Origin of the sequence: Paenibacillus sp. FSL K6-1230, from assembly GCF_038002385.1 — a bacterium.
GTDB lineage: Bacteria > Bacillota > Bacilli > Paenibacillales > Paenibacillaceae > Paenibacillus > Paenibacillus massiliensis.
The window spans coordinates 3,321,790-3,335,214 of sequence record NZ_JBBOCK010000001.1 but is presented as its reverse complement, the minus strand read 5'-3'; the positions used below and the strand labels follow the sequence as shown (position 1 = coordinate 3,335,214).

Here is a 13,425-nt window from a genome sequence, read left to right as displayed (position 1 = left end):
ATGTGAAAAGGAGATAAGGACATGAGTACAGCAGCAAAAGCTATTTTAGGAGCCGCGGGATTATTTCTAGCTATCGCTCTCATTACGCTAAGTGTAACATTGTTTGGTACAGCGCAGGAGGGTGCGAAGCAAGCACAAACGGAGTTCTCCGCCATTCAGACAGAGCTATCGGGTCAGTCCTATGCTGGTTATGATAATACCATTTTGACAGGTAGTCAGGTGGTGAATACGATCCGCAAATATTCGAATAAAGAGGATTTTTCAGTGAAGGTAATTACTAATAAAAATTCGGGAGGTACGTCTTATACAAAAGGGAACATTGGTGGAACGACGAAGCCAACCTCCAATGAATATGTGAATCCATCTGGTCAATTTGAAGGTACGATTGAACGGGATGTAAACAATGTCGTGACAGGAATTGTATTTAAGCAGAGATAGTATTCAAGCTGGACTTAGGATGGGATCGAGAGCATGAACGTAGTAGAAAGAATGTTATTCATGTCATTAAGCGTAGGGCTATTTATTACGGCAATCACAGTGGCGATATCATTGTATAGTCAAAGTCAGGCTTCTTTGGCTACGGTGGACGAAGCCATAACCATAAGGGATAGAGACTTGATCATGAGTCCTGCCTTAGAGGGAGACGAGGTTGTGTATGGCACCACAGTTCTCCAGTCTATATTTCAGATTGCTGAGATTGATGCGGATATTATAGTGGACGGGTATCTCTTTCAAAAAGATGCTGACATCCATGAGGCAAATGTCGGTATGATCTCGATGGAATCGGACTATGGCATAGAGTATCTCAGGAATAATCAAGGAAAGCTCGAACGCGTTGTTTTCCGCAAAAGGTAGGGATGGTTGAAGATGGCCAAATACATACTTTATCCTTTTGTATTTATGGTCGCTTGTGGTCTGCTTTATATTTATCCGATGCAATCAGCCTTTGAGCAGCAGGATCAAATTGCTTATAACATGGCTTATCAGGCAACGACCAGCTTTGTGGATGCAGTTCGGAATAAAGGGTATATCTCTCCGATCATGTATAACGATTTTGTCAGGGAACTGGGAACCTCGAATCTCTATGATATCCAGCTTGAACATAAGGCCAAGCAATATCATCCGATATACTCAGATCCGGAAGATCCAGACTCCTTCACAGGACAGACTGACGTATTCTATGACGGGAAATATACCAATGAGGTAATGGCTACGTTATTTCCTGGAGGGATGACCTCAGATGAAAGTGAACATCGCAAGTACTATATGAGAACTGGGGATTTCTTTTCCGTGACCGTAAGGAATACGAATACGACGAAGGCCACGCTGATCCGCAATTTTCTGACGGGAAGTGAATCCATTGCATTTAACAGGATCTATATTCCGTACGGGGGCATGATCTTGAATGAAGATTTTTAGCTGGGCTGTGGTGTTTGTCATAATCGTGTTCCCTCTGTTCTTTAAGAATGACCTAAGAGTAATGGAACAGGAGCGCACGCAGGAAGCTATGGTCATGTATAACGGAGCTTTTCAGGCGGCTGTGCAGGATGCTGCTTTTGCGCTGCAGATGAATGAAAGTCAGAACCAGGAAAGTAATTACGGCTCACTGAAGAAAGTTCGAGCCAATAAGGAGTTGGCTGTAGAAGCTTTCTACGAAACTTTATTTCATAATACTGGTATTGCAGATGATGCCACAGCGCAAGGTGTCTTGAAAGCTTATATACCTCTATTAGCTATTATTGATTACGACGGGATCTGGGTGTATACAAATGAGTCGTTCCGCAATGAAAGAGGAGAACTGGAGAATCGGCAGGTATGGAACTCGAAAAAAGCATACACATATCTGGATGAGCAAGGCAATAGCATTGCTTTCACGCTGGACGACTATATCTATGCCTATAATTCTCACAATAAACAGTGGGTTGAGGGCACGAGAGAGGAAGTCGCTGCTGAAGTGGATTACAATATCCCACTGGTGAATGACCCAGTAGCCTTCGAAGCTGTTCGTAGGCAAACGATAATAGATACATTACAGCGGAATGTGGAGCATACGATCAATTTGTACAACCAGCATGTCAGTCGCGTGGGGATTAGTTACAGGTTCATGTTGCCTGTTATTTCTCAGGAGGAATGGAATAACACCATCAATGATGTTGGCGTGCTCTCCTTCATACAAGGTGTCCCTGTAGGGATGAACTACTATAACAGCTATGCGCTGGGAGGAAGCAGACTAATCAAGTCACCGGTGATATACGGATACGAGCAGGATGGTCAGAAAGTATACTATCGGGAGTCAGATTATTTTGGTGGCGAAATTCTGGAGAAATTCAGTAGTGAGCGTGATGCGGCTCAAGCAGGCTATTATCCTGGGAGACGGTGATTGAAATAAGTTTACAATAAATGTATAAAAATATTGGTTAAATAAGGAAAGGGGGTTAAACTAGATATAGTGATAAAAAAAGTGAGAAAAAGGGGATTTATACAAATGAAAAAACTAGCTCTAGCCGTGTTTGCAGGTATTACATTTACCTCTGCAGTAACTGCCTTAGTGGGTACACCCAACATTGCAGTAGCTGCTGCAGCCTTCAAGGATGTGTCAAGCACTCATTGGGCTAAAGCTTCAATAGATGCTGCAGTTAACAAGGGATACTTGAAAGGGTACTCGGATGGAACTTTCCGTCCCAACGCCCCTGTGACACGTGCGGAGTTTGCCGCAATTTTGTCCCGTATCTCCACAAATCAGGTTGTAGATGGTAAGGGTAGCTTTGCGGATTTGAAAGGGAATTGGAGTGAACAGGAAGTTACTAAAGCGTTAGGTATGGGCTTTATGTCACCTTCTGATTACCCTGGAGGCTTCAAACCTTCAACACAGCTGACTCGCCGTGAGATGGCGAAGTGGATGGCGTCAGGCTTGGCTTCCGCGCAAGAGGATTTTCAGAAAGCATTAGAAGACACCAAGGATACGCTGGTGCCTGTTGCTGAGTATTACAAGGGTGGCTTGGACAAGGTGGATTATCCGTATGTATCTGTAGCACTTGGTACAGGTCTTATGAATGGTTATGAGGATGGTTCTTTTGGGACCGCGAAGACAACGACACGTGCTGAAGTAGCAGCGATTTTGAGCCGCTATGAAGAAGTGCAGAAGAAAGAAGCGAGTAGCTTCCGCGACTTGAATGAAATGCGTGAAGTGGGCCTGACTGGAACGAACCTGAAGTCGTTAACGCCATATCAATATGGAACAGTCGCGAAGACGGGGGAAGTAGCGGATTTTAAGCAGATCAAAGATATACCTTATAAAATGAGGAATAACTTGGGGACTCAAACAATTCATAGGATGATTGTGGTAGATGCTACAACGGATAAAAAGCCTAAGAATTTGTATGGAAAGATGTTTATTGATAAAAAGTTTACAGGCTTTGTTGATGCTGCTAGATATAACGTTTTTATTGAAACGACTGTCACGCCAAGTGGGGATAACTTAAATAATTTAGCATTTGCAAATGCCAATGGAAACCATCTTTTGAGCGGATCGAATTTTTATAGCGGAACAATCAAAAATTTTGGAGTCAATGCTTTACCGGAAGATGAATATGTTTCGTCTGGTTTTTTTAAAGAAGGTAAGACTCAAAGGTTCTGGATGGAAGCAACTATTAGTAAAGTGTCTGATTCAACAAGAAGAGCTGAAGTTATCGATGTAAATAATAAAGTCACAGTAATGTTTATATCAAATGAATAAACGAAGGGAGTGCAGTAATTGACTCCGAAATTTAAAATGAAAAATATTTTGGTTATCTTTATGGTTTTTACATTCTGTTTTTTACCGAATCTAGCATTTGCTGATCCTGTAGCTGCAGTGAGTGGAACGTTGGATGATCAATTGGAATTAAAAAACTCATATATTACGCCAGTGGGACCAGTGAAGCAGCAAAAGCATGTTATTCCCGTTTCAGGTGTGAGAGATGCGAATCCGGGGATTTACTGGTTTCAGAAGGATGATGGAGATTGGTATGCTACTTCGTATCGAGCTCCAGGTGGCCAAAAAAAGACAGCAAATATTGGATCGGATCACGAGCCTTGGCCAGCTGTTGAGGAAATTACAGATAAGATTAACATGAAAAACGATAGTTATAGGCCAAATAGTTACCTTGATAAGCAGAACAAGTCATATACTCCAAATCAAGTTACAAATGCTCATATTGCTAAAGTGATGACAACAGGTTATCAAGAACAAAAATCAAAAATAATTGAATTGCAAATATCAGATTTATATTTTGTACTTATTACTTCATACACTGGAGAAATTGGATCAGGCGAACAAGACGGTACTAATCTATATAGGCAAGAATATAACAAACAGCAAGAAGTCAACGGAAGACCATCGACACGACCAAATGGAGCTCCCAAAAAGACGGCTCTGTACCTGACCCCAGTCGATCTTGAATGGAGAGGTACCATTGTAGAGCACAAAAAGATTCAGGTCACGGGGAAACAACAGCTTGCTATTGACGAACAAGCTCAATTCACCGCTGAGGTGGCTACACAGGCACCGGGTCAAACGAGCTTCGGGCATTGGTTTGATGTGACAACTCGTAATAGTGAAACTGATAAGACGGAATGGAAATCAGACAACAGCAATATCGCTACTGTCGATCCGCAGACAGGCATGGTCACGGCTAAAGCCAAAGGTACCACTAAAGTTACGGCAACCTGGAAAAGTGATGTTTACTGGCTCACCTCTTCAATAGTTGTGGCTGTAGATGGAGAAGAATTACCCGAGCCGGAGCAGGAGCCAGGAGTTGTATGCACTAATCCTGCTTCAGCAGGTGCACAGACAGGTAGTCTCATGAATGGCAGTGCTGTAGGCAAAATTAAGGCCGATGAACGTGACGGTGAAAAATTTGAAGTGGCCAAAGGGATTCCGACCAGTGAAAGTCTATATGGTGTTGTTCAGGCGCGGGAGTATCTGTACAACAACAAATTTGAAAAATTCACGGGTACATGTACCTTTACGGTTCCTGTTTCCAAGACATATAACCTGAAATGGAAAGAGGAGGAGGAGCGGGAGCGGCCTGATGGCACATCACGTACGGTCACTGTAAATAAATCCAGCAGTGTTACCGTGAATCCACATTATGATATCGTTCGTCCATATTCGTACTGGACTATTCCAGAAATGCAAGCTTTCAAAATCGACAATGCGAAGCTTAAAAACTATGCTTTTGAAGGCGGAGAAATTGTGATTCAGCCAGGAAGTAGCTATGACAGTCCATCCATGACGCTGGAGACGGGTGTAGAACATCTCGAATATCCGGACATTGTAACGGCCCGCGCCCCAAGTCAAACCATTGATGGTGGCCATAGTGAGCCAGATGTACCGGACCAAAATCTAAAATCCTTTGCAGAGGCTGCCACCCCACAGCTGAATGTACGAAATGATGCTTTGGAGTTTAATGGTCATACCATTATGGACGGTGCGATCGTTCAAACGAATGGGCCCGCGCCAGGCCGAATTCCAACGCCTCTAAGCATTGACGAGAACACTTTATTTAAGCCATATAATATGATTCCAAAGGTGAAAGTGAATCAAGCAGATAATGCTTCCACAGGAACAATTACCTATTTGCAACTGGAGGGGAGTTTGGGGGAGGCAACTAATCAGGAACAGCCTATTGGAAATCTTAACTCCGTAACGGTCCATACCCCTGTCGTCATGTATCCGGCCATTACGGACGATAAGGCGTTTAATCAACGGGTATCACCAACGTCTGGGCGTGCAGCACTCATTATGGATCGACCATTTACAGTGACAATGCCAACAAGTGGTGTGCACCGAGATATTCGCGGCTTTGGCCATCGGGATTATGCAAAATATACAGCGTATAAGCAGGTACTATTCGAATTTGATGTGTATAACGAGGAAAAGAACAAGTATATCCCGAAAAATACGTGGATTGATATTCCAATTGCTCAATTGAATACGACATTTCGCATGCCAACATGGGTAGATGAAGGCAACTATACTGTCCATTTTCGTTCTATGGCGGAGAATGCACCTGCTGAATTCACTTGGCAGAGTATGGCGAATACTGACTTGAATCATCATGTGGCGATTAATACGATTCCTGTACAAGTCATTGGTCGGCTGTACGATTTTAAAATTACAGACATTGCTGATTACGATTGGGAGACCGTCTTCCGTGCTAAAAAGGGGAGTACTAAGCCTACAGGAGCAGCATATTGGGTGGGTACGAGCTCTATTGATGGCGCAAAACGCGGTAACACCTTTCCTTATGTCTTACCGATAAGACCTGGCAGTCACCCGAATACAGGATATAAAAATGTAGCGATTAAGACAGGCTATCATTTCAAATTCGATTTCAAGACGAAAGGGAATATGTTCGGTGCTAATGACCGAGTGAAGATCTTACCTACCTTCTACTTCGTCAATAAAGATGGAAGTGGTCGTCAGAAAGTGGATCTATATTACCACAACCAGACGACAGGTCAAAAATTCGTCAAAATCGGATCTGCTCAGGACACCGCGCAGCGTAGCATCATTCTTAGTGATCGTTTACGGAATGTACCTGCCGAGGACATCAGCAATACAGCTAAATTCGTCGCGACCTATGGTAATGTGAAATTTGAGCAGCAAGCAAAGTAAAAGACCGAGATTGGTGGGTATAGTCAGCTGAATTTGACGCAGCATGTTCGCACCTTGATCGGATCAACACAACAAGTGCCTGAAACGGTGGACAAAGGTCGTATGCTAGCTGCCGAACAGCAGTGGTATGGTGAATATAGTTTGCCTGCAGCTCCATATGTGGTGCCTGCTGGATTCAGTATTTCGGAATACGGACGAACCCATAAACTGACTGATAAATCACCCATTTTCTTGCGAAACGGTTATATCGTGGTCAACTTCAACATCGAGACGTATCGCGCTGGAGAGGATCAGCCATACCTTCGATATTACCGCCTTCAAGGAGCGACTACGCCATTGGACAACCAGTGGAAGTTAGAAGGGTACAGTAAAGTAGCTAAGGATCGCTATGGTAACTCCTTTGACGCTCCAGATGGAGATATAGCTTACTATCATGGAGACTTATCCAGCTATGATGACTTCAGTTCCAACGTAACGCATTAATAGTAAAGGAGGAACGCTATGAAGGGATTTAAGCTCATGTTGACTGTGATTCTCTTCTCTGGCATATTCACGCCGTACTTTAATAAAGCGCACAGTGCAGATCGAAGTCGCAATGAAGCAGTAATCAACATGGTTTTATTTCATTCCAATGACTCGGACTCCAGTCAGACTAAGATCGAACTTGATCCAGTTGAAGCTCTGGAAGAATCTCAACTCACTAGAAAAAATTCATATAACAACGATTTAATTACGTTTTCTAATACGAGCAGATTAAAGGATCAAATCCCCCCTGATATGCCTAATATCAGTGTGAATTACGTGAATTGGGAAAGTGATGACATCCGTGTCATGATCCAGCATGGCTACGACACAGGTGGCAGTGGTGTTGAGAGGAGTCAATATCGTGTGGATGAGCGGGAGTGGCAGGATTATTCTGGTCCATTCACTCTAAAGGCTCAGGATCGAGCTCAGGTTCTAACGGCTCGGACCATTGACCGAGCCGGGCATATCAGTCAAATTACTCATGCGAGCCTGCAGATTGAGCGTACTCGTCCTGCGGCACCTAAGATCACGCTTAATTCAACGGATTATACGAAGGAGGCTGTGGGGATTCAGTTAACGGGTCCCAAGGCAGGAGAAGAGAAGGTACAGTATCGTATTGGAGAAATGGGGGTGTGGACGGACTACACCAGGCCATTTCAGTTGGAAGCCTCAGGACGCACGACCGTGTATGCACGAGCGCTTAGTATCCAGGCAATACCGAGTGATGTAGTATCAGCGGATGTTAAGATTGAGCCTGCATCGGCCAACGTCACGGGAGCCGTGGACATGCTTACTGTTGAACAATGGGAGCGGAAGGGAGAGGTAGAAGCCAAACGGACATTCTCCTTTGTGAAGGAATTTATCCAACAGTTCCAGCATTGGGCCATAGATATACAGAAACGGTTCGACAGTCGAATGAAAGTGAAGCTTCAGCAGCCGACAATTATTCTTTCCACGAAGGGATATTGGAGATTAAAGAGGGAAGCTATTAAAGTTTCTGAAAGAAGGCGGAATAAGTACAAAAATAATCATTTTTTAGCATCTCGTCTTCAACGAATTAGTGTTTTTCTGGCAGCAGTTGTCTTGCTACAAAGCTTTGGTATAGTCATCGCACCTCTCAAAACCTATGCGGCAGCGCATATGTATAACTTTAATCGATATGAAGCTGTGGCTACTCCATATGGGCCTTGGACAAATCATTTTGGTGGGGATCCCAAAGCTGATGGGGGTACAGAAGGAGCTCTTATTGATTGGCACATTAAAGCGGTAATGTATCAGAATGCTAGATTTGATAGCACTAGTGGGGAATATGTACTATACGGTAACAAGACAACGATGGAAATTCGAACGGCGAATACTAGCACAAATGATTACGATATTAGGGATTATCCCTATGTCGCCTCTATTAGTAGTGAAAATCGGCAAAATCCTGGATACGAGGCCAGAGAAATGCCTCAAAAAACACTGAGAGTTGCGCGGTACTCCTCTTACGATCAGAGTGAGAGGGAGGCTCGATTTACCTTTAATGATTATACAGCAATACCAAGTGGGTATAATTACAGTCCTGGCAACTTTGTAACAACAGTGCAAGCTGCAGATGGCGCTTATCCAGACCATGGAAGGGCAGCGGATGGCTACTTTTACGTTAAGGGTAGTGTAGTCAATGCTGTCCCTTCCATAGCAATTACTAGTGCTGGTACACACTATATCTCTGTAACCAATGGATATAATACGATTACCATTTCGGGAACAGCCAACGACACGGATGGTGATAGGTTGACCATTATGGGGAATCTAGGCGGTGTGACAAAATCCATCACAATCTATCCGGGGGTGTGGTCCTTAACGTGGTCTGGTTCGGAGTTGGCAGAAGGAATAACTTCCATGAATGTCAACGTGAGTGATGGATATGGAGGGACAGCTTCCGCTTGGTATTCTGGAAGCTTTATCGTCGATAAGACCGCACCAACAGCACCAACAATCACGATGGATCGTAGTGGCTGGTACAACGGAAATAAGATGATAACAATCACGCATGGTTCTGAGAGTCAAAGTGGCGTTCAAAAGTCGCAGTTACAAATCGGTACTGGCGGATGGACAGACTATACAGCCCCATTCACTGTGAATGAGCGGATAACGGTGAATGCTCGAACCATCGACAAAGCCGGGAATATAAGTACTATTTCTAGTCTGGATACACAAATTGATAAAACAACCCCGTCAGCACCAACGGTTACATCAGATCATGGTGGCTGGTATAACGGAAGCAAGATGGTTACAATTACCAACGGTCAGGTGGGCCCGAGTGGGATACAGAAATCGCAAGTACAGATCAATAATGGGGATTGGACAGATTATACAACTCCTTTAACGGTCAGTGAACGTGTTATCGTGAATGCACGCACTTTCGATCAGGCGGGAAATATCAGTACTGTGGCTAGTCTGGATACCCAGATCGATAAGATTCCACCGCAGAAGCCAACTCTTGTGCACGGAGGCGGATCCGATTGGCAGAGTAGGGACACCACTATCAACATTACACATGGCATAGATTCAGGTGGTAGTGAAATTAAAGAGACGCAATATCGGATTAATACGGGTAACTGGGAAACCTACACCACTCCGATCCTCCTTAGTGAGGAGGGTCAAACGGTATATGCCCGGACGTGGGATCATGCAGGTAATGTAAGTAGCGAAGCTTCATCGGAAGCGAAAATCGATATAACACCTCCAACTTCGCCAATCATTGAAAAAAATACGACTGGTGATACAACGGGAAATGTTGAATTTTCAATCTTACCTGGAACAGACACGGTGAGTGGTGTGAAGATGACAGAGTATAAAGTGGGGGCCACTTCTGTTTGGCAGACCTATTCAGGACCGATTACCGTTACTGAAGAAGGCGAGCATCAGATATTTGCGCGTAGTACTGATTTTGCAGGTAATCATAGCAGCATTACAAATGGTACGATAGTCATTGATAGAACAGCACCAACCGTTCCAAGTATCAGCTTGTCCACGAACAACCACACAAGAGAAAGCGTTCAGTTTAAGATCTCAGGTTCTGTGGACACAAGAGGCCTCCGGTACGAGTATAAGCTTGGTAATGGGATTTATGTGTCTGGAGAGCAAGGGGAAGTTACTGAGGACGGAATAACGGTTATTACTGCACGTGCAGTAGATGAGGCTGGCAACATCAGTGCGGAGACGACTACGACGGTACGCATCGATAAAACCGATCCAGTCATTCATATTAGCCCATCACAGCGTGGATGGTCACAAGAGATGATTAAAGCTACCATTCAATATCAAGATCATGGCTCAGGCATCAACCCAGATCGGCGCTATTATCAAGTTACTTCTTCTCCACAAGAACCTGATAGCTGGGAGCTAGCAAGCAGTAACAGCTTCCAGGTGAATGTTACGCAAGAAGGTATTTGGTACATCCATGCCAAAGTAGAGGATAACGTAGGGAACAGTACGGTAGCTAGTTCTTCAGCGTTGCATTTGCAGCAACCACCTATAGCACCAGAGCTTTCCGTGCAATCTATCGGCCTCAATCAAGCTGCCCTTCAATGGACTCTTCCTAGCGGGAAGAGCTTTACAGGCGGGTATGAGTACACATTGCGTAATCTTTCCAATGGACAAGGCGTGAATCTCACTTATCCTGGGGATTGGGCAGTAGATCATTCGTTATCCTCGGGTACGAGCTATGAGTATGAGGTAACGGTTCGAAATCACGTGGGTGAAGCAGTAAGCCATCCAGTGCGTCTACTTACTTTACCAGCAGCTCCAAGGAATCTGTCTTTATATCCAGTAGAACGAGAGGCTGGACATATCACAGTCAGCTTTGATGCAGTAAAGTCAGCTGATAGTTATAGAATTGTAGCCTTTAACATGGATTCTCAGCAAGAAGTATATAATCAAACGGTAACCACTAGCGTATATCAACCGATCGTGAACTTACAGCCGGACACAGTCTACAATGTTACGGTGTCGGCAATCAATGCTACTGGAGAGGGCCCCACCACAAGTCAATCGATTTTATCGCTCCCAGACGCTCCTGATGGGTTCAAATCGGTTTCGATTGGCGAAAATTCCGTGGACCTAACTTGGCATAGTGTGACAACGGCAACTTACTATGCACTGGATCGCAATAATGCACCTGTCACAGAATCTGTATATGAAGCATTTTCAGATATAGGCTTGTCCTCTGGAACGGCGTACAACTATCGTCTCTCAGCCATTAATACTACGGGTTCAGGTGCGTACAGTCACATGAATGTGCTCACCTTGCCGGGGATGGTAGATAACTTAACTGTAGTCGAAGCTCGGCGTAATGAGCTGTTGATTGCCTGGAATCAGGTTCGAGGAGCATCTGGCTACCGAATGGTGGTCAATGGCGGGCAAGAATACGTATTTGGGGCACATGAGCTTCAAGCAACGATTCCGAACCTACCCGCTGGTACACCAGCGAACATAAGTATCCGGTCACTAAATAGTAGCGGACTAAGTGTAACAAGCTCGACTTATGGCCTTACACTGCCAGATCAGGTTGGAGGGCTAAACGTAAGCGATATTAAGGAGAACTCAGCTGTGATTAGTTGGGCACCCGTTCATGGAGCTACAACATATAAGATCAGTGTGAATGATCGTAAATATACGGTTTCGGGCACCCATTTTGTTGTTCGAGGATTAACCGGAGGAACTACGTATCATTTTCAAATTACTGCTGGGAATACGTCTGGATTCGGAGAGAGTTTAAAGGGACGTTTTATTACACAACCAACACAGGTCGTGGGTTTTACCGCAGAAAATCCAGAAGACCGATCGTTCACATTGACATGGGAGCCTGTTAAAGGTGCAACAAAGTACATCGTTTACCAAGGGAAAGAGGAGCTTGGCGTTGTGAGCGAGGCACGCATGTCAGTCTTGAAACTTGAACCTGGAATTAACTATACGTATAAGGTCATTGCTATAAATGAGTCAGGTAACGGGTTACCAGGGGAATTCTACTGGAGGACATATCCGAGCCCTGTAAAGCAGAACGATGTATGGATGAAGGACATTACAACGTCAAGGGCTACCGCAGAATGGAATCAGATATCCGGAGCGGATTATTACCAAGTTTACTTAGATGGAAAGCTGTTAGGCGACACGATGGACTTGACATACTCTTTTGAAGGCTTTGACAGTTCAGAGCGTCATGTCGTCAGCGTTGAGCCTGTGAATAGCAGTGGCACTAGCGAGCCTTATGAGGTTAGCTTTGAAACCTTGCCTGATAGTGGATTTTCAGTTGAGGTGGAATCCAAGCACACTTCTATTACGATAACAGTCGGAAATACCCAACCTAACGATACGATTGTCATTATGAATAAAGGGATGGTCATTTACAAAGGCAGAGATCCTGTGTTTGTATGGGAGCCGCTGAAGAGTGGAACAAGTTACGAACTGGACATCTGGACGGAGAACGGCCAAGGGGCTAGGAGCTCAACGAAGAATATTAAGGAACGTACCAAGTCCAGTGCTAAGACATTTACTCCTATGACAGCTACCACTGAGATGATTAAGGAAGACAATGTTATAAATGCTGGATCACAAATTAAAGATTCACTAGTTACCATACCAGCCCCAAAGGGAGATTTAGGGGATGAGAGTAGCAATTTTTCTGGTGCAGGATTTAAAGACATCGAGCGTACTTTCAATCGTGCCAAAATACAAGAACTAGCTGACCGAGGTATTGTAAAAGGAACTTCTGACAGGACGTATGAGCCGGAACGGGAGGTCACCCGAGCAGAATTTACAGCTATGATAGTTCGTGCCCTACAGTTGCCTGAAGAGGATACGATATTAACGTTTAAAGATATTCAGCCTACTGAGTGGTATATTCCAGAGTTGAAATCGGCAATTAAGCATGTGGTAGCACGGGGGTTTTCGGATGATGTATTTGCTCCTGATCAATTGATTTCAAGGGAACAGGCCTCTAAAATGCTTGGGAATGTCACTGAGCAAGACGGAACGGCAGGGGGAGAAGAGCGATATAATGATGAGCTTCTAATAGCAGGGTGGGCCCGAGAAGAAGTACTGGGACTCACACAGCTCTCCTTGCTTCAGGGATATCCAGACGGAACTTTTCGTCCGAAGCATTACGTGACTCGTGCAGAGGCAGCCGAGATGATCTATAATTTGCTGCATTATTTGAACTGAGACGTAGAGGCTACCCGCACAGCACTTTACAA

The 13,425-nt window shown here is 44.4% G+C and carries 8 protein-coding genes; all 8 read left to right on the top strand.

Going from position 1 to position 13,425, the window contains the following annotated elements; all coding sequences use genetic code 11:
• The first annotated feature begins 21 nt into the window (after positions 1-21).
• Positions 22-438: a hypothetical protein gene (locus MKX74_RS14455; RefSeq protein ID WP_018884284.1), complete on the top strand. Its 417-nt coding sequence runs from the start codon at positions 22-24 to the stop codon at positions 436-438.
• Positions 439-471: 33 nt separating this feature from the next.
• Positions 472-855, top strand: a complete 384-nt coding sequence (locus MKX74_RS14450) for a hypothetical protein (RefSeq protein WP_341178887.1) — start codon at positions 472-474, stop codon at positions 853-855.
• A gap of 12 nt (positions 856-867) precedes the next feature.
• Positions 868-1,419 (top strand): hypothetical protein, encoded by a 552-nt coding sequence (locus MKX74_RS14445; protein ID WP_341178886.1) that lies wholly within the window; start codon positions 868-870, stop codon positions 1,417-1,419.
• A complete protein-coding gene (locus tag MKX74_RS14440) occupies positions 1,406-2,380 on the top strand; it encodes a hypothetical protein (protein WP_341178885.1) in 975 nt (324 codons plus the stop codon). Before MKX74_RS14445 ends, MKX74_RS14440 begins: the two co-directional genes overlap by 14 nt.
• A 105-nt stretch (positions 2,381-2,485) precedes the next feature.
• Positions 2,486-3,736, top strand: a complete 1,251-nt coding sequence (locus MKX74_RS14435) for an S-layer homology domain-containing protein (RefSeq protein ID WP_341178884.1) — start codon at positions 2,486-2,488, stop codon at positions 3,734-3,736.
• A 36-nt stretch (positions 3,737-3,772) separates the two neighbouring features.
• The gene (locus MKX74_RS14430) at positions 3,773-6,661 is read left to right on the top strand and encodes a DUF5704 domain-containing protein (RefSeq protein ID WP_341178883.1); all 2,889 of its coding nucleotides are present in this window, start codon (positions 3,773-3,775) and stop codon (positions 6,659-6,661) included.
• Positions 6,662-6,715: 54 nt separating this feature from the next.
• Positions 6,716-7,144, top strand: a complete 429-nt coding sequence (locus MKX74_RS14425; protein ID WP_341178882.1) for a hypothetical protein — start codon at positions 6,716-6,718, stop codon at positions 7,142-7,144.
• 18 nt (positions 7,145-7,162) lie between these two features.
• Positions 7,163-13,393: an OmpL47-type beta-barrel domain-containing protein gene (locus MKX74_RS14420; RefSeq protein WP_341178881.1), complete on the top strand. Its 6,231-nt coding sequence runs from the start codon at positions 7,163-7,165 to the stop codon at positions 13,391-13,393.
• Positions 13,394-13,425: the final 32 nt, after the last annotated feature.

Coding starts and splice junctions, on each gene's coding strand:
- MKX74_RS14445 (WP_341178886.1), top strand. CDS start 868: ATGGCCAAATACATACTTTATCCTTTTGTATTTATGGTCGCTTGTGGT.
- MKX74_RS14440 (WP_341178885.1), top strand. CDS start 1,406: ATGAAGATTTTTAGCTGGGCTGTGGTGTTTGTCATAATCGTGTTCCCT.
- MKX74_RS14430 (WP_341178883.1), top strand. CDS start 3,773: ATGAAAAATATTTTGGTTATCTTTATGGTTTTTACATTCTGTTTTTTA.
- MKX74_RS14420 (WP_341178881.1), top strand. CDS start 7,163: ATGAAGGGATTTAAGCTCATGTTGACTGTGATTCTCTTCTCTGGCATA.
- MKX74_RS14450 (WP_341178887.1), top strand. CDS start 472: ATGAACGTAGTAGAAAGAATGTTATTCATGTCATTAAGCGTAGGGCTA.
- MKX74_RS14435 (WP_341178884.1), top strand. CDS start 2,486: ATGAAAAAACTAGCTCTAGCCGTGTTTGCAGGTATTACATTTACCTCT.
- MKX74_RS14455 (WP_018884284.1), top strand. CDS start 22: ATGAGTACAGCAGCAAAAGCTATTTTAGGAGCCGCGGGATTATTTCTA.